This is a genomic window from Wolbachia endosymbiont (group A) of Acrocera orbiculus (assembly GCF_947250015.1).
In the GTDB taxonomy this organism is placed as follows: Bacteria; Pseudomonadota; Alphaproteobacteria; order Rickettsiales; family Anaplasmataceae; genus Wolbachia; species Wolbachia pipientis.
Map to the genome: position 1 here is coordinate 1,299,944 of NZ_OX366272.1, position 18,396 is coordinate 1,318,339.

Here is an 18,396-nt window from a genome sequence, read left to right on the forward strand (position 1 = left end):
AAGAACTGGCAGTTACTGACAAAATTCATTATAAATAGCCATTTAACTGTTGAAGAAAAAATATGCCACAAAAAATGAGAGTCAGTAACTGCCATGAATATAACAAATTTCTCCAAGAAAGAGGAAGCATTTTTTGTTATATCAATGACGCCATAGAAAATTGGTACGAGAATTGTCCAAAAATGCAGGGCGGCAACTATATTTATAGTGATAAAGTTGTGATTTTGGTGCATATAATCGTCAGTTTCTTTAGAATTGGTTTAAGACAAACAGTCGGGTTTATAAAAGGGTATTTGCAACAAATAGGAAGAGATTTGGCAGTTATCAGCTATTCACAAGCATCAAGAAGGTTTAAGAAACTTAATATTAAGATAAATGATTGCAGAATTGATAAAAATAATATGGAAGATATCGAAATTGCTATAGACAGTACAGGAATTAGTATATACAACAACACTCCTGGTCACAGCAAGGAAAATAGCACTGACAGAAAATATCGTGGCTATGAGCAAACGAGAAAATTGCACGTAATGTTGAATATAAACAACAAAAAAGCCATAGCTGTAAAATACAGTAACGGTGTCTACTCTGATCACTATGGAGCTTGTGATTTGCTAAAAGAAGTTGATTTTCAGCATGCCATAAAAGCACTATATGCAGATAGAGCATGTGATAGGCACAAGTTTTATAAGTTGTGTAACAAATATGATATAAAGACAAAAATTCCACCAATAAACAATGCGGCAGAACATCCAGAAATAGATTATATGTCTGACAGGAATGCTGCTATTAGGTTAATAAAATTATACGGTGAAGATGGCATGAAAGAATGGAAAAAAGAAGTAAATTATGGGAAAAGATCTTATATTGAAGGGTTTTTCTCAAGATTAAAGCAAATATTCGGATTTAGTTTTAGGAATAAATCTGAGATAAATCGAGAAAAAGAACTGCTAATCAAATGCTATTTGCTTAATAAATTCACTGATATTGGTATGGCTAAATTTGAGATAGTTACATGAATTTACCATAAATCACCATCTCATAAAGTGTGATGCAACAAAGCCATGACACCCTCCTAGTAGAAACGCTTTTGTAATTGCAACATTCGTGCAATCTTTAGCCATAAACATTAAGAAATTTACCAAACGAAAAAAAAGGCAAAAGAAGCCCCGTGGTGGTTGGCTATTTACTATGTACTAAAATATCGGCGTTTTTTTTATTCTAAAACGCTTGATTAAGAGCGATTTAGCTGCTTTTATAGCTCTTTCGATAAAAGTCCGGATGTGATAGGATAAGGATAGATGATGATAAGGAGGTTGAATGCCAGCAGCATATAGTTATGATTTAAGAAAAAAAGCAATGGAAGCGCTAGACGAAGGAGAAAGCAGAGAAACAGTGGCAGCAAGATTTAAGATTGGACGAACTACTTTATGGGAGTGGCAGCAAAGAAGAAAAGAAACAGGAGACTTTCAATCAAAAAAACTTGGAAATGGGGGTTACAATCACAAAATTACCGACTGGGATACCTTTGCCAAATTTGCCAGAGAACACGGAGGAAAGACTCTATCGGAAATGGCTAAACTTTGGAACAACGTTAGTATCCAAACGATCTATCGAGCCCTTAAAAAAATTGGATTTACGCGCAAAAAAAGACATATGGATACAAGGAAAGAAACGAAGAAAAACGTGCTGAATTTTTGAAAATTATAGCGACAAAAGAACCTAAAAACTTAGTGTATATAGATGAGTCTGGCATTGATAACACCGAAGACTACCCCTACGGATATTGCCAGAAAGGACGGCGGTTTTATGCCTTAAAATCTGGAAAGAAAACTCAACGAATCAGTATGGTTGCAGCCTTAAGTGGAAGAAAGATAGTTGTTCCGTTAACCTTTGAAGGCCACTGTAATATGGATGTTTTTAATGGATGGTTTGAGCAATTTTTGACACCGATCTTGGAACCTGGACAGACTGTCATTCTTGACAATGCTACTTTTCATAAGTCTGATAAGATTATCGAGCTTGCTAAAGGGGTTGGTGCAGAAATTTTGTATCTGCCGCCTTATTCTCCAGATTTCAACAAAATTGAGCATCATTGGTTTGCTATAAAAAACAGAGCCAGGAAAAACATTCCTCTATTCGAATCCTTTCTTCGTGCTGTTGATTCTGCCTTCCTATGACCTGTTTGGACTATTATGAGAAATGCTATAACTTGCAACTAACCTACACCGCAAGTGTTTAAGAAATTTACTAAGCAGGAAAAAAGGCAAAGAAACCCCGTAGTAGCTAGCATTCAAATTCTCCCTTGTCAATTTGACGTTTTTTGCTGTCTTAAACGCTTTGTAAGCGCGTTTCGGCTTATATAGGTAAAAACCTAAAAATTTTTAAAGACATGCGATGCACGTAGTGCGAAAAATTAAACATGAGACGCCAAATACCCTAAGTTTTTTGTCATTAACCTGCACAGATTGCGAAGATAAATAAATAGCTTCAGTTTCATGATAAGAGGGCTGGCGGAGTTTGTCAAGTAAGTTTTTTCGTTTCTGTGACCAGTTGGACTTAAAGTCTACACAAAAAACGTTTACAACCAACGTTCAACATGGTAAATTAAAAACGGTTTATTCCTCGGTAGCTCAGTGGTAGAGCAGTTGGCTGTTAACCAATTGGTCGCTGGTTCGAATCCGGCCCGGGGAGCTCTTCTCTGTTGAATTTTAGTGTTGATTTTATATGGGCATTAAATCAGTCGTTTTATGTATACTAGATGGCTGGGGAAATGGAGTAGAAAACAGTAAATACAATGCTATTAGCAACGCAAATCCACCCTGTTGGCAATATATTAGCTCTAATTATCCAAAATGCAGTTTATCCGCCTGTGGAGCTGATGTGGGGTTACCTGGTGGTCAAATAGGTAATTCAGAAGTTGGCCATATGAATATTGGCAGTGGTAGAGTAGTAATGCAAAGCCTTCAGCGCATTAATCAAGAGATTGGAACAATAGAAAACAATGTAAATCTACAAAGTTTTATTAATGATCTAAAAAGTAAGAACGGAGTATGCCATATAATGGGATTGGTGTCCGATGGTGGTGTTCATTCGCATCAAAAGCATATTTCAACTTTAGCAAATAAAATATCACAGCATGGAATAAAAGTGGTGATACATGCATTTTTAGATGGCAGAGACACATTGCCAAATTCAGGAAAAAAATGCATTCAAGAATTTACAAAGAGTATAAAGGGAAATGACACAAGAATTGCTACTGTTTCTGGGCGTTACTATGCTATGGACCGTGACAACAGGTGGAAGAGAACAATCGAAGCTTATGAGGCTATCGCATTTGCAAAGGCACCTTGTCATGATAATGCAGTATCGTTGATTGATGAAAATTATCAAAATAACATAACTGATGAGTTTATTAGGCCCGCAGTAATAGGTGACTATCAAGGTATAAAACCAGAAGATGGAGTGCTGTTGGCTAACTTTCGTGCTGATCGAATGATACAATTAGCAAGTATTTTGCTTGGCAAAACAGATTACGCTAAGGTAGCAAAATTCTCTTCAATTTTAAGTATGATGAAGTATAAAGAAGATCTCAAAACTCCTTATATTTTTCCTCCTACTTCTTTCGCTGATACTCTAGGACAAACAATAGAAGACAATAAATTACGACAATTACGTATCGCCGAAACCGAGAAATACGCTCATGTGACTTTCTTTTTCAATTGTGGAAAAGAAGAACCTTTCTCTGGTGAAGAAAGAATACTCATTCCCTCACCAAAAGTTCAAACTTACGATTTGCAGCCCGAAATGTCAGCCTTCGAGCTCACAGAAAAGCTTGTAGAAAAAATTCACTCCCAAGAATTCGCACTGATAGTTGTAAATTACGCTAATCCTGATATGGTAGGGCATACAGGTAATATAAAAGCAGCCGAGAAAGCTGTGCTAGCTGTAGATGATTGTCTTGCGAAAGTGCTGAATGCTGTTAAAAAGTCAAGCAACACCGCATTAATTGTTACTGCAGACCATGGTAACGTGGAATGTATGTTCGATGAAGAAAATAATACACCTCATACAGCACACACTCTAAATAAAGTGCCATTTATTGTGTCTTGCGATAATCTAAAACTAAGAGACGGAAGGTTATCTGACATTGCCCCTACTATTTTACAGCTACTTGGAATTAAAAAACCAAACGAAATGACAGGCAGTTCGTTGATTTCTTGCATTACCCTCTGTCATTCCAGCTAGGCAGCGTTATGCACCGGAATGACATCAAATAGATGTGTTTTAACTTAATCCAACTTTTAAATTTTTCGCTGTTAGTACTAATGATTCATTAAAGAAGCTGTCAATATCACCAATACTATCTATATTTTTTGTACTGATAGATTGGTCAATTCTTTTGACCAAATTAGATAAAACTTTATTAGGGCCAATTTCAACAAATTTGTTAATGCCACAGCTTGACATATACAAAACCATTTCTCTCCATTTCACTCTGCTTACAACTTGCTTGGCGAGTAAAGTTTTTATAACTTTGGGATCACTCTCCTCTTTAGCTGTAACATTTGATATCAAAGGAACTATAGGACGGGTTATTTTAATACCCTTCAAAAACTCCAAAACTTTTTCATCAGCAGGTTTCATAAGAGATGAATGAAAAGGCCCACTAACCTGTAATTTAATTAGTTTCCTCACACTCGAGTTTTTGAATAAATCGGGTAACATTTCAAGAGCTTCTCTAGTGCCACTTATAACCACTTGTCCGCCACCGTTATCGTTTGCAATTTCACAAATTCCGTCAATTTGAACTGATTTCAATATATCTTCCACTTCATTTATCTCTGCTCCAAGCAACGCAACCATTCCGCCTTTACATTTCAGTGAAGCTTCATGCATTGCTTCGCTGCGAACTTTCAGCAGCTTGATTGCAGACTCAAGCGTTAACGCTCCTGCAGCACACAGCGCTGTATATTCGCCAACTGAATGCCCACAAACATATTTAACATTGTGATCAGTGAAAAGAGATTTGCCAAACACATGCTCCATAACACGTAGCATTGCAATTGATACTGCCATTATAGCTGGCTGAGCGTTTTCTGTAATGGTTAATTCTTCAATAGGACCGTTGAAGATTAAATGAGACAGCTTTCTACCCAATATGCTATCTACTTCATTAAATACTTGTCTTGCAACGGAAAACTCACTATATAAGCTCCTTCCCATTCCTACAAACTGAGAGCCCTGACCAGGGAAAGCGAAAATCATGATAACTATTATTTATTCCCTATTGAGTATAACATTTTATCTATTTTTTGTCAATATTTTAGAATAATGATTGACTTAGTGAATTAAGTTCACTAGAATATTAACTGACTAAAAGTTTATAAGCAACAATGAATTATCATAAAATTATTATAGTTATGACAGACGGTCAAGAGTTTGAAACTCGTTCCACTTATGGAAAGGAGGGAGACAGGGTAAAGCTTGATAGAGATCCTCTTACTCACCCTGCATGGACTGGAAGTTTGACAAGCGAGTCAGCAAGTAAAACTAGCAAATTAGCTAAGTTTAACGATAAATATGGAAGCATTTTCTAATTTTCCTCCTCTTTAAGTTTTAGAGAGTTTACTGAAGCATGCATAAATACAAAAATATAGGCTATGTTGCTTCTCCATCACCAAAGTCCCAGGAAGTATCTAAACTATTAAAGAAACTTAATTTTATCAATATAACAGAAGAAAATAAGTCCGAAATCGATCTATTGATAGTTATTGGCGGTGATGGCTTTATGCTACGCACCTTACATAATTACGTTATAGAAAACAAAAACACACACGTATACGGAGTAAACACTGGCAATGTTGGGTTTTTGATGAATAAATGCTTTAGCTGCAGTGAAGATTTAATTGATCATATAGAGCATGCAACTTCAACTCAGTTAACTTTGCTAAAAATGGAAGCAACAGACACAAGTGGCAAGAGATATCATTACATAGCAGTAAACGAAGTATACGTTTTTAGAAAAGCGAACCAAATAGTAGAGATGAATATTACTATTAATGATAAGCTAAAAGTAGAAAAATTTAGAGGGGACGGAGTAATATTATCTACCCCCACAGGCAGCACTGCATACAACTTCTCTGCCGGTGGCCCAATCTTGCCGCTAAATTCAAATTTACTTGCACTCACTTCTATCAATAGCTATTACCCAAGGCATTGGAATGGAGCGTTAATATCAAACGATACAATCGTACAAATTGACATTAACGACACAAAAAACCGTCCAGCACTTGTAGTATCAGATTACAAGGAGTTTCATAATATATCACAGATAAAAATACAAAAAGACCACGAAAACACAATAACTTTGCTTTTTGACAAAGATTACCCTCTGAATGAAAGGATCTTTGATAGACAATTTCTATACTAATAATGTATCTGTTCAGATACATGGCTAATGTACAAATATTGAAACAAAAATTCCAGTGCCCCTGTGATGTCATTCCAGTGCTTGACACTGGAATCCAGCTTTTGATCAAAAATGTTGTATAGTACACAATCAAATTTTCTGGATCCAAGTGTCTGGGCACTGGGATGACACCCATTTGTTCCTATAGTTGTCTTTTCTCGTCTACCTTATTTTGCCACTCTGCTAAACAGATACATTATCTGTAAATTGGTATTTACTACATCTTAATAACTATAGCGTAATCAATGCAGCATAGTAATTAACTTTGGAGTGAATATGCATGGGTCAGTCGAAAAATCAACAGTAAAATTAACTTCTTACGAACAAACAGGTGACAATAGCAAGATAACACTAAAAGATCCACCATCGCCTGAAGAAGCAGGAAATGCTATCTCAAGTGTACTGAATGTAGTACCACGTGTGCAGGGAATGTCACATGAAGAATCAGATGATGAGGAAGTGGATCCTACTTATGCATCTGTAAATCGACAAAAAGATGGTGATGGAGCACCACCGATTTTGCCAAAAGCTCCAGGTTTACAAGACAAAGAAGACAAAAATTTGTTTGGTCTTAGTACTGAAGTACTACCTCCTTCCCTAGAAGAAACAAAAGGTGAGACTCATGATTGGGTATCACAAACAGCAAGTTTAGGTTTAGGAGGATTATCTGGTAATGGATCAGAAGAACATATTTATGCAGCTATAGACCCAAATGCAAAATCTTCGAAAAAGAGTTTAGACAGTGGAATAGGTGGTCAAAACTCAAAAGATGATTTAGGTGCGTCTTCAAATACTTTACCATCGTATAAAAGCAAAGATGACTCTGAAGAGTCTTTGTCACTAAATTCTGATATAGGTAGCACAACAAATAAAAAAACAAACAGATTCTTGCCAAGAGCAAAGTATGCCATGCAGCAGAAGGGTTTTATAATTTTTGGTGCAAGTGCTATTATACTCAGTATATCTGCAGCTTTATTATATTTACAAGATAAAGCAAAATTTATTGCATTTTTTACAAACAGCCCAAAATATATCACTATACCAGTTATCGCACTTGCTGCATTGCTTGCAATTGGTCCAATATTTTTTGCAACAAGGCAATTTATAGATACTGAAGAACATTCCATTCAAAAAAAAGATGCGGATAAAATTTTAGCTGAGGTGTTGGAGCACCAGCCAAAAGATAAAGCTATAAAATCTGTAAGACTGGAATATAGCAATGGCACTCATTCAAATTTTGTACTTAATGCTTGGGAAGCTAAACAAGGCTTCACTAACATTGACGAAAAAGTAATTACTAGAACTAATAAAATAAAATCAGTAATTAACGACAGACCAATATTTACTGCATTATTTACTGGTGTAGTTGCTGCAAATATAGCGTTTCCTCTAGGGCTACTTGCAACACATGGTGTTAATGGTGTACAAAAATTTTACCAAAACCCTTTGACTAATAACATAGGATTATCATTACTTATAGGTTCTGGTATACTTGCATTACTCATTGTGGGTTTTGGCATACATTATTATAGAAAAACAAATTGCACTAATCTTATATATTCGCAGGAAAAGATTGACCCTGAAAGCGTTAACAAGAAATTCATTGAAGAAATAAAACACGAAAGAACAAATGTTCTTGGGGAAAACCACGGTAAAGACGCTAAACGCAGCAGCTTAACGCTTGAGCAAGTTGTGGTTCAATCTCATAATTGTAAGGATGTTGTTTATAGTGTCGGTTAATAAAATGCATGATATAGCTAGTGCAGCCCTACGTCATACCGCCGCAGACCGTCATACCGCGATTCATTCGCGGTATCTCTAGATCCCGCTAACACGTAGCGGGATGACGATTGTCAGGGTAGCACCTCCCCTGTCATCCAAGTAGCTGACTGACCTTACCCAGAAAAAGTGGAGAGAAAGTGTGGAATGTTTTTTACAAAAAGAATGATGCATCAAATTGTTCTGGAATGCAATAGTTATAGCTCTTTCGATAAAAGTCCGGATGTGATAGGATAAGGATAGATGATGATAAGGAGGTTGAATGCCAGCAGCATATAGTTATGATTTAAGAAAAAAAGCAATGGAAGCGCTAGACGAAGGAGAAAGCAGAGAAACAGTGGCAGCAAGATTTAAGATTGGACGAACTACTTTATGGGAGTGGCAGCAAAGAAGAAAAGAAACAGGAGACTTTCAATCAAAAAAACTTGGAAATGGGGGTTACAATCACAAAATTACCGACTGGGATACCTTTGCCAAATTTGCCAGAGAACACGGAGGAAAGACTCTATCGGAAATGGCTAAACTTTGGAACAACGTTAGTATCCAAACGATCTATCGAGCCCTTAAAAAAATTGGATTTACGCGCAAAAAAAGACATATGGATACAAGGAAAGAAACGAAGAAAAACGTGCTGAATTTTTGAAAATTATAGCGACAAAAGAACCTAAAAACTTAGTGTATATAGATGAGTCTGGCATTGATAACACCGAAGACTACCCCTACGGATATTGCCAGAAAGGACAGCGGTTTTATGCCTTAAAATCTGGAAAGAAAACTCAACGAATCAGTATGGTTGCAGCCTTAAGTGGAAGAAAGATAGTTGTTCCGTTAACCTTTGAAGGCCACTGTAATATGGATGTTTTTAATGGATGGTTTGAGCAATTTTTGACACCGATCTTGGAACCTGGACAGACTGTCATTCTTGACAATGCTACTTTTCATAAGTCTGATAAGATTATCGAGCTTGCTAAAGGGGTTGGTGCAGAAATTTTGTATCTGCCGCCTTATTCTCCAGATTTCAACAAAATTGAGCATCATTGGTTTGCTATAAAAAACAGAGCCAGGAAAAACATTCCTCTATTCGAATCCTTTCTTCGTGCTGTTGATTCTGCCTTCCTATGACCTGTTTGGACTATTATGAGAAATGCTATAATAGTGACGTTGTTTGTTATAAAAAATTTCTATGTATTCAAATATTGCAGTTCTAGTTTGTTGAGCAGAGTGTTGTGAAGTATCAATAAGTATTTCTCTTTTCAATGAGCTAAAGAAGCTTTCTGCAACAGAATTGTCGTAACAACAGCCTTTATTACTCATCTATATTCTTTACAGCTAAGAGATATTGATACCCTTGCGCAGTATATTGTGAACCTTGGTCACTGTGCAGCAGTAGATTTTTAACAGGTTTACGCCTATTAATGGCCATTAATAAAGAGTTCATAACCAATTGTTTATTTATTGCACTACTCATTAACTACCATACGTGAGAATTATTGCTGCCAAATATAGCCATCCCTCCTTGGTTTTGATGTAAGTAATCCCATACTTTATTTGGTTGATCAACAATAAAGTTTTGATCTAGTATATTGGGAGCTACAGCTCTATTATCTGTTTGTTGTTTTTTAATTTTAAACTTTCTTCTCAGTATAGCCCTGATGTCATTTTTCTGCATAATACTTTGCACCGTTTTCAAATTGCAACTTTTACCCAAAGCCTTCAATTCAGCATGAATTTTAGGAGCTCCATATCTACATTTAGAAGCTTGATATATTTTTTGAATAGCTTCGAGTAGCTCTTTATTTGCTGATTCTCTACTGCTTATTTTTCTTGTGGTCCACTTATAGTAGCCACTAGCAGAAAATCCTACATAATTCCTGTACTTTATAGCAGTTACTATATAAAAAAATATTTTACTCTTTTTGACTGGCCAGGGCTTTTTTTTAAATGTCTCTTTCCCTTGTTACTCTTGCTTTGTAAATCAAACCTCTCTTTGTCGTAAGGAGCCATGTTACCTCTACCTGGAAATGCATCTGCTGCCGACTTTTTTTCGTTGTGTTTCTTTATCCATTTTCCTAATAAACCACCCTTTATTCCTAAATCCTTTGCTGTTTTTGTAATTGTTTGACCTGCCTTTCTTTGTTCATTTGCCAGTTTAACAGCTTCCAATTTGAATTCTGCTGTATATTCTCTTACCATTTCTAATCCTCCAAAATTTTATTTTACCCAAAAAAACTCTTTTCTTTCTCTCCACTTTTTCTGGGTAAGGTCAGTCTGTCCAGGTTCCAAGATCGGTGTCAAAAATTGCTCAAACCATCCATTAAAAACATCCATATTACAGTGGCCTTCAAAGGTTAACGGAACAACTATCTTTCTTCCACTTAAGGCTGCAACCATACTGATTCGTTGAGTTTTCTTTCCAGATTTTAAGGCATAAAACCGCCGTCCTTTCTGGCAATATCCGTAGGGGTAGTCTTCGGTGTTATCAATGCCAGACTCATCTATATACACTAAGTTTTTAGGTTCTTTTGTCGCTATAATTTTCAAAAATTCAGCACGTTTTTCTTCGTTTCTTTCCTTGTATCCATATGTCTTTTTTTGCGCGTAAATCCAATTTTTTTAAGGGCTCGATAGATCGTTTGGATACTAACGTTGTTCCAAAGTTTAGCCATTTCCGATAGAGTCTTTCCTCCGTGTTCTCTGGCAAATTTGGCAAAGGTATCCCAGTCGGTAATTTTGTGATTGTAACCCCCATTTCCAAGTTTTTTTGATTGAAAGTCTCCTGTTTCTTTTCTTCTTTGCTGCCACTCCCATAAAGTAGTTCGTCCAATCTTAAATCTTGCTGCCACTGTTTCTCTGCTTTCTCCTTCGTCTAGCGCTTCCATTGCTTTTTTTCTTAAATCATAACTATATGCTGCTGGCATTCAACCTCCTTATCATCATCTATCCTTATCCTATCACATCCGGACTTTTATCGAAAGAGCTATATTTTTATCAATTCTGCAATCATTTATCTTAATATTAAGTTTCTTAAACCTTCTTGATGCTTGTGAATAGCTGATAACTGCCAAATCTCTTCCTATTTGTTGCAAATACCCTTTTATAAACCCGACTGTTTGTCTTAAACCAATTCTAAAGAAACTGACGATTATATGCACCAAAATCACAACTTTATCACTATAAATATAGTTGCCGCCCTGCATTTTTGGACAATTCTCGTACCAATTTTCTATGGCGTCATTGATATAACAAAAAATGCTTCCTCTTTCTTGGAGAAATTTGTTATATTCATGGCAGTTACTGACTCTCATTTTTTGTGGCATATTTTTTCTTCAACAGTTAAATGGCTATTTATAATGAATTTTGTCAGTAACTGCCAGTTCTTTTCACTTGAGCGATGCAACAAAGCCATCCCAGTGTCACGCACTGGGATGACATCATCCTTTTTTTGGGATTCCAGCGTCACGCGCTGGAATGACACCTCTCTTGGGCTCTCTTAGCTATAAATATTAAGGAATTTACCAAACGAAAAAAAAGGCAAAAGAAGCCCCGTGGTTGGCTAATTATAGCATTTCTCATAATAGTCCAAACAGGTCATAGGAAGGCAGAATCAACAGCACGAAGAAAGGATTCGAATAGAGGAATGTTTTTCCTGGCTCTGTTTTTTATAGCAAACCAATGATGCTCAATTTTGTTGAAATCTGGAGAATAAGGCGGCAGATACAAAATTTCTGCACCAACCCCTTTAGCAAGCTCGATAATCTTATCAGACTTATGAAAAGTAGCATTGTCAAGAATGACAGTCTGTCCAGGTTCCAAGATCGGTGTCAAAAATTGCTCAAACCATCCATTAAAAACATCCATATTACAGTGGCCTTCAAAGGTTAACGGAACAACTATCTTTCTTCCACTTAAGGCTGCAACCATACTGATTCGTTGAGTTTTCTTTCCAGATTTTAAGGCATAAAACCGCTGTCCTTTCTGGCAATATCCGTAGGGGTAGTCTTCGGTGTTATCAATGCCAGACTCATCTATATACACTAAGTTTTTAGGTTCTTTTGTCGCTATAATTTTCAAAAATTCAGCACGTTTTTCTTCGTTTCTTTCCTTGTATCCATATGTCTTTTTTTGCGCGTAAATCCAATTTTTTTAAGGGCTCGATAGATCGTTTGGATACTAACGTTGTTCCAAAGTTTAGCCATTTCCGATAGAGTCTTTCCTCCGTGTTCTCTGGCAAATTTGGCAAAGGTATCCCAGTCGGTAATTTTGTGATTGTAACCCCCATTTCCAAGTTTTTTTGATTGAAAGTCTCCTGTTTCTTTTCTTCTTTGCTGCCACTCCCATAAAGTAGTTCGTCCAATCTTAAATCTTGCTGCCACTGTTTCTCTGCTTTCTCCTTCGTCTAGCGCTTCCATTGCTTTTTTTCTTAAATCATAACTATATGCTGCTGGCATTCAACCTCCTTATCATCATCTATCCTTATCCTATCACATCCGGACTTTTATCGAAAGAGCTATAACTATTGCATTCCAGAACAATTTGATGCATCATTCTTTTTGTAAAAAACATTCCACACTTTCTCTCCACTTTTTCTGGGTAAGGTCATATGTGTACATCCCCATCATGAATGCTATTTTCGGTAAAATCTCTTACAACGCTCAAAAGCAGAAAAACAAAAACTTGATTTTCTCAGCTAAATAGTGGACCATCAAAAGCACGCATAAATATCTACAATGAAAGAAAAAACTTTCACAATCATCGATGGCTATGGTTTTCTTTTCAGAGCTTACTATGTACTACCTCACTTAATTACCACAACAGGAATGCCAATAGGTGGTGTATATGGCTTTCTGAATATGGTTCTTAAGTACATTGCCCATTCGGACTACTTAACTATAGCACTTGATGCAGGGAAAAAGAATTTTAGGCACAATTTATATCCTGAGTACAAAGCGAACAGAGTAACGCCTCCTGAGGATCTAACTCCACAGTTCACCATACTGAGGGAAGCGGTAGAAGCTTTTAACCTCAGCTATGAAGAGATTGAAGGTTATGAAGCAGATGATATAATTGCAACACTAGCTGCAAAATACGCCAACCACCAAGACTTTAAAGTGGTAGTCGTTTCATCAGATAAAGATTTATTTCAACTCTTGAACCACAATATTTTAATATTCGACCCCATTAAAAATATATATATAGATGAAAAACAAGTAATAGAAAAATTTGGCGTAAACTCACACAAGCTTCTTGATTTATTTTCTCTAACTGGTGATGCATCTGACAACATTCCAGGCGTTCCGGGAATAGGTCCGAAGACTGCAGCTAAATTACTAGATGAATTTGATTCATTGAATAATATTATAGAGAACATTGATAACATCGAGCAAACGAGGATTCGTAATATTCTTGCTGAACATAAGGAAAAAGCGCTAATTTCAAGAGAACTTTTATCACTATGCGAAAAAGTAGACCTTCAACATGATATTGCAAAATGTGAAGTTCGCCCTCCAAATATGGAAAAACTATTATCCTTTTTAAAGAAGTATGAATTCAATTCTTTAATAGGTAAAATGGAAAAGCTTTTTTCCTATAATGGGTCTAGCACAAAAGAGAAAATAGAATATAGTAGTGAAGAGTTAGAGAAATTTTTGGAGCATTGTAGATATGAAGGCAGAATTGCAATTCATTGCCACTTTGAAGACAACTTATTAAATAAAATTTCCTTATCTTATAGCGAAAGTAATATTTTTTATATAGAGCAAGACAGCATACAAGATGCACTCATTATAATTAACTCAACTTTACTCTCAAATGGGGCGCTTAAAATAATACATAACATTAAAGAAATCAGGAAAATCTTCCCTACAGTAGAGAAGATGCTAGATTCAGTTGATGATTTGATGATAATGTCGTATAGCTTGGATACAGGAAAACACGATCACAGTATTCCAAACATAGTTGCGCATAATTTGAGTGAAAATGCAGAAATTTTCTCGGCAAAAACTTTAATAGCAATTCATGAAAAGCTAAAGCAAAGGTTATTTCAGGAAAAATTGTTCACAATTTACGAGCGCTTCGATAAGCCACTTATGAAAGTAATATTTGATATGGAGAAAAATGGGATATTACTGAACATACAAAAATTACAGGAGCTGTCCGATAAATTTCAGCAGGTAATTGCCGTGCTTGAAGATGAGATATATAATTTGGCAGGAGAAAGATTTAATATTGCTTCGCCAAAACAATTAAGTGATGTTTTATTCAACAAAATGGGGCTTAATAAAAAGAAAAAGTCAAAAAAATCTGGATCGTATAGCACCAATTATGAAGTTCTAGAGGCACTCGAAGAAGAAGGGGTAGAAATCGCAAGTAAAATCTTAAATTGGCGACATTTAAGTAAATTAAAAGGCACCTACACTGATGCATTAATAAAGCAAGTTGATCCACTTGATGGTAGAATACACACAAGCTTTTCAACGACTGCAACTGCAACTGGAAGGCTGAGCTCCAGCAATCCTAATTTACAGAATATTCCTATCAGAAGCGAAGAGGGAAATCTTATCAGACAAGCATTTATTGCGCCAAAAGGGCATAAGATAATTTCTGCTGACTATTCACAAATAGAGTTAAGACTCCTGGCACACGTTGCAAACGTTGCAGCATTTAAAGAAGCTTTTGCAAACGGACAAGATATTCATGAGATCACCGCTAGGCAAGTTTTTGGAGTGCAAGAAATAGATGAGCAATTAAGACGCAAAGCAAAATCCATCAATTTTGGAATTATATATGGCATTAGCCCATTTGGTCTTGCAAAGCGGCTTGGAATTATCATTGCGGAAGCTGCTGAATACATTAATTACTATTTTTCCTGTTACCCAGAAATAAAGGCCTATATGGAAAAAGCAGTGTCTATCGCAAGATTGCATGGTTATGTAGAAACTTTGTTTGGCAGGAGATGCTTTGTAAGAGACATAAACAATACAATTCCTTATATAAGACAATTTGCAGAAAGGGCAGCAATAAACGCACCACTGCAAGGCACCGCCGCTGATATAATAAAACGTGCGACGATTCAGCTTTTTGACCAATTAAAAGTAGGTAAAATAATCCTCCAGGTTCACGATGAACTACTGGTTGAAGTAGAAGACGAAAAGGTACAAGAAACAGCAAAACTTATGAAAGATATAATGGAAAATGCAATAGAAATTTCTGTACCACTTGAAGTAGAAATAAAAGTTGGCGACAACTGGGGTCTAAATTCCCTTAATTATGACTTAAACATCGTGAATTCTAGGAGTATAAATCATTTGAACTAATACGAAAAATATGTTAGAATAGAACATAGCAAATGCAAATAGGTCAGCCATGACAGGCCCACAAGTAAAAAGTTCAAAACCTCCAAAGTTACCTACTCAGGTAACTAACGAAGATGAGAAAATTTTTGAAAAAGAGGAACATCAGGTAATCCATGATGCCTTTATACAATTGCTAAAAAACAAAGTACAACCTAAAGAATTAAAGGAAGATGACGAGGCAGTACTCGCTTTCATGCTAAGTCAGAATCAAATTATATTCAATAATGTCAAGCTAGAAGATGTAGAACCACTCAGTGAAGAGAATTTTTCTCAGTTTTTACTTTCCGTATTTGAGAAAATTAGAGAGAAAAAATTAGCTAATGAGGAGAATCTCAAGAATGGTAAAATAAAAGAAGTAGTAGATGACTGTGTAGCTGATATACGCGGTACAGAAGCTAAAGATTCATCCATAAAGTTTGTATTGGAAATGCTGCTGCTGCTAATTGGAGGGATCAAAATAGACCCGAAAAATATTTCTGGCTCCTTTATGGATGGGATGAAAGAAAAAATACCATTCTTAGGTAAAGACAAGAAAGAAGAGGATGAACCACCACTCAGTGATGAAGAGATGGTAACAACGTTCTTAAGCAAGATCTTTTTTCCTGTCCTTCTTTCCACTATTCCAATGTTAATTTTTGGTCCTATTACACTCGGAGTAGTTCTTACTGCTATCGGCACAATATTTGCCATAAAAGGAGGAGTGGAGGTTCTTTTTTCAAATAACAAAAAAGGTACTTTGTATGACCCTAACTCACAAGATAAAAATGATACAGAAAAGAGAGAAAAACTGAATGGAAAAATTCTCGAGGGCATTGATGATATTTTAAAAACCCCAGTTACAGAAGTTGAGAAAGGTACCTCTGTTTCTGAACAAATTTCCCAAGGAAAAGAAAAGAGTGAAAAACAACCTTTTCCTGAGCAAATTTCCCAGGAAAACAACAGGGGAAACGAAGAAAGCAAACAGCAAGATCAACCTTGGACAAGAAAGGAAAACAAACGAAGGGAAGAACCACAGAGCAGCAAAGGTAAGACTACTCAGGTTTGCCAAAAGTGAATTGTGTAAGAGATCTGCTATTATTCTATAGCACATACAACAGGAGTATGGTCAGACGGATTTTCTAGCTTACGCAATCTATCATCTATGTAGCATGTTTCCAATTTATCTACAGCTTGTGGTGATAACAGCATATAATCTATTCGCATTCCTTGATTATTTCTGAGTGAATTGCCTTGATAATGCCACCAAGTGAATTGTTGCAAATTTGGGTGAGATATTCTAAACGCATCTTTAAACCCAAGATTCAAGATCGCTCTTAACTTCTCACGTTCTTTTATATGAAAGCACACTTGGCCATTCAATAAGTTTGAATCAAAAACATCAATTTCATCCGGTGCAATATTATAATCGCCAGCTATAATAGTTAACTCTTCATTCTTTAACAAAGTGCTCATCCTTTCATATAGATTATCAAAAAACTTGAGTTTATATTCAAATGCTTGAGAGTCCGGGCTTTGACCGTTTGGAACGTATACACTTCCCACCCTTACCTTCTGATTATTGTGCTTTATTATGCACTCTATATAACGCGCTTCTTGATAACCTTCTACGATATCAATCTTAAACTTCTCCAGTATCGGATATTTAGATAAAACACAAACGCCATTTCTTGCAACTTGTCCATAGACAGCACATTCATATCCCAGCTTCTCTATCTCTGCATAAGGAAATTGCTCTTCCATACATTTTATCTCTTGCAGCAAAATTATATCTATCTGACTATCAACTATAAAACTACAAAGTTGGTTAACTCTTTTACGTATGGAGTTTACATTCCAAGTTGCAATCTTTAGCATCAACAATCCTTATTAATTATATCAATTAAACTCTCCCCAGTAGGCAACCTCGATGTTATAATTTTTTTCCATTTGATTAACTTTAAACTATCAGCAATGTTCTTACTCATAGTATATGCAACTGTATTATTCATCACATGAGATAGCCCACTTTTTAGAACTAATGAACAAAATACCCTTGCTGTCTGTGAGGAAAAAAAAGCAACACTATCAATTTTACCATCCAATAGTAAATTTTTACACCTATTAGTTAGATTCCTTTTTATAATTGTTTTATAGAGTACAACTTCTCTTACGTTAAAATCTTCTTCAGATAATCTCTTTTTTAGGTCACATGATACTTCTTGTCCCCTTATATACAAGAACTTTATTGCGTTTGAATAATGAGCTTTTATGAATGATATCAGACCATCAACGTTGCTGTCTGCTGAGATTATATCAGAAAATCCCAAATTTTTTGCAGCCTGCATGGTTGAATTACCAACTGTAATAATCGGAAAGTCATCCTCTTTGCATATTTGACTAAAAGCCTTTACACTGTTTTTACTTGTAGATATCACAACGTCAAATTCGTACGCAGATATATCAGGATTTAAGTACTTTATTGTGAATACTGGTTCTATAAAAACTTTGTATCCATACTTTCTCAATATATTTCTTGTATTGAACGAGTCCAATAAAGGCCTCGTTAATAAAATAGACTTCATTCTGATTTATTTCACTACTAGTAAAATAGTACCCTTTATACACAAATTACTGAATAAAAACTTTTATTTTGATAGCTTGAGCAATTATTCAAGTAATTGATGTGGAAGTAGGAGTACTAAGCGCTCCTACCCCAATAAGCCCACAATTTCTGCTTACACTTTTTTGACGCTAATTACATCGAACTCTTTTGAATGGCTTCCTTCAGTGGAATTATATAGCTAATATTCCTGT

At 35.8% G+C, this 18,396-nt stretch carries 14 protein-coding genes, 1 tRNA gene and 4 pseudogenes; 10 read left to right on the forward strand and 9 right to left on the reverse strand.

Annotated elements, in window-relative coordinates:
• The first annotated feature begins 62 nt into the window (after positions 1-62).
• From OOL03_RS06370 to gpmI, 4 genes are all read left to right on the forward strand, one after another.
• Positions 63-1,019, forward strand: a complete 957-nt coding sequence (locus OOL03_RS06370; protein WP_253303014.1) for an IS5 family transposase — start codon at positions 63-65, stop codon at positions 1,017-1,019.
• A 301-nt stretch (positions 1,020-1,320) separates the two neighbouring features.
• Positions 1,321-2,180 (forward strand): IS630 family transposase gene (locus OOL03_RS06375; RefSeq protein WP_264707019.1). Its coding sequence is split into 2 segments (ribosomal slippage): positions 1,321-1,645 and positions 1,645-2,180, totalling 861 coding nucleotides; the frame shifts between segments, so codons are not numbered across the junction.
• Between the two features lie 442 nt (positions 2,181-2,622).
• Positions 2,623-2,694 (forward strand) — tRNA-Asn (locus tag OOL03_RS06380).
• Between the two features lie 33 nt (positions 2,695-2,727).
• Positions 2,728-4,248, forward strand: a complete 1,521-nt coding sequence (gene gpmI / locus OOL03_RS06385) for a 2,3-bisphosphoglycerate-independent phosphoglycerate mutase (RefSeq protein WP_264707334.1) — start codon at positions 2,728-2,730, stop codon at positions 4,246-4,248.
• A 39-nt stretch (positions 4,249-4,287) separates the two neighbouring features.
• On the opposite strand, the gene fabD is transcribed toward gpmI, so the two are convergent.
• Entirely contained in the window at positions 4,288-5,268 is a 981-nt protein-coding gene (gene fabD / locus OOL03_RS06390; RefSeq protein WP_264707335.1) for an ACP S-malonyltransferase, read from the reverse strand.
• Positions 5,269-5,396: 128 nt separating this feature from the next.
• Here fabD and rpmE point away from each other — a divergent pair, with 128 nt between their 5' ends.
• Positions 5,397-5,600 (forward strand): 50S ribosomal protein L31, encoded by a 204-nt coding sequence (rpmE, locus tag OOL03_RS06395; protein ID WP_264707336.1) that lies wholly within the window; start codon positions 5,397-5,399, stop codon positions 5,598-5,600.
• Positions 5,601-5,638: 38 nt separating this feature from the next.
• Entirely contained in the window at positions 5,639-6,433 is a 795-nt protein-coding gene (locus OOL03_RS06400) for an NAD kinase (protein ID WP_253303647.1), read from the forward strand.
• A 64-nt stretch (positions 6,434-6,497) separates the two neighbouring features.
• Here the strand turns inward: OOL03_RS06400 and OOL03_RS07220 are convergent.
• Positions 6,498-6,596: pseudogene (locus OOL03_RS07220) on the reverse strand (WPE palindromic element domain-containing protein); the annotation flags it as partial.
• A 152-nt stretch (positions 6,597-6,748) separates the two neighbouring features.
• Here OOL03_RS07220 and OOL03_RS06410 point away from each other — a divergent pair.
• Positions 6,749-8,212, forward strand: a complete 1,464-nt coding sequence (locus tag OOL03_RS06410) for a hypothetical protein (protein ID WP_015589260.1) — start codon at positions 6,749-6,751, stop codon at positions 8,210-8,212.
• A gap of 301 nt (positions 8,213-8,513) precedes the next feature.
• Positions 8,514-9,373 (forward strand): IS630 family transposase gene (locus OOL03_RS06415; RefSeq protein ID WP_264707034.1). Its coding sequence is split into 2 segments (ribosomal slippage): positions 8,514-8,838 and positions 8,838-9,373, totalling 861 coding nucleotides; the frame shifts between segments, so codons are not numbered across the junction.
• Here the strand turns inward: OOL03_RS06415 and OOL03_RS07225 are convergent.
• The 5 genes and pseudogenes from OOL03_RS07225 to OOL03_RS06455 all read right to left on the reverse strand — a co-directional run bounded on the left by OOL03_RS07225 (position 9,368) and on the right by OOL03_RS06455 (position 12,699).
• Positions 9,368-10,444, reverse strand: a pseudogene (locus tag OOL03_RS07225) (IS3 family transposase). The gene OOL03_RS06415 and the pseudogene OOL03_RS07225 sit on opposite strands and share 6 nt — an antisense overlap.
• 72 nt (positions 10,445-10,516) lie before the next feature.
• Positions 10,517-11,169 (reverse strand): annotated as a pseudogene (locus OOL03_RS06440) (IS630 family transposase); the annotation flags it as partial.
• Positions 11,170-11,211: 42 nt separating this feature from the next.
• Positions 11,212-11,568: pseudogene (locus OOL03_RS06445) on the reverse strand (transposase); the annotation flags it as partial.
• Entirely contained in the window at positions 11,553-11,711 is a 159-nt protein-coding gene (locus tag OOL03_RS06450; RefSeq protein WP_209472578.1) for a hypothetical protein, read from the reverse strand. The pseudogene OOL03_RS06445 and the gene OOL03_RS06450, both read right to left, overlap by 16 nt.
• A gap of 128 nt (positions 11,712-11,839) precedes the next feature.
• Positions 11,840-12,699, reverse strand: a protein-coding gene (locus tag OOL03_RS06455; protein WP_264707034.1) for an IS630 family transposase whose coding sequence is annotated in 2 segments (ribosomal slippage) — positions 11,840-12,375 and positions 12,375-12,699 — 861 coding nt in all. Because the reading frame shifts where the segments join, the coding sequence is not laid out codon by codon here.
• A 279-nt stretch (positions 12,700-12,978) separates the two neighbouring features.
• Here OOL03_RS06455 and polA point away from each other — a divergent pair.
• Positions 12,979-15,564: a DNA polymerase I gene (polA, locus tag OOL03_RS06460; protein WP_264707338.1), complete on the forward strand. Its 2,586-nt coding sequence runs from the start codon at positions 12,979-12,981 to the stop codon at positions 15,562-15,564.
• Positions 15,565-15,613: 49 nt separating this feature from the next.
• Complete coding sequence (locus tag OOL03_RS06465) at positions 15,614-16,657, forward strand: hypothetical protein (RefSeq protein WP_264707339.1); 1,044 nt, start codon at positions 15,614-15,616, stop codon at positions 16,655-16,657.
• A 20-nt stretch (positions 16,658-16,677) separates the two neighbouring features.
• Here OOL03_RS06465 and OOL03_RS06470 read toward each other — a convergent pair whose 3' ends face one another.
• Positions 16,678-17,457: an exodeoxyribonuclease III gene (locus OOL03_RS06470; protein WP_264707340.1), complete on the reverse strand. Its 780-nt coding sequence runs from the start codon at positions 17,455-17,457 to the stop codon at positions 16,678-16,680.
• A complete protein-coding gene (locus tag OOL03_RS06475; protein WP_264707341.1) occupies positions 17,457-18,164 on the reverse strand; it encodes a uroporphyrinogen-III synthase in 708 nt (235 codons plus the stop codon). The genes OOL03_RS06470 and OOL03_RS06475 overlap by 1 nt, the downstream gene beginning before the upstream one ends.
• Positions 18,165-18,396: the final 232 nt, after the last annotated feature.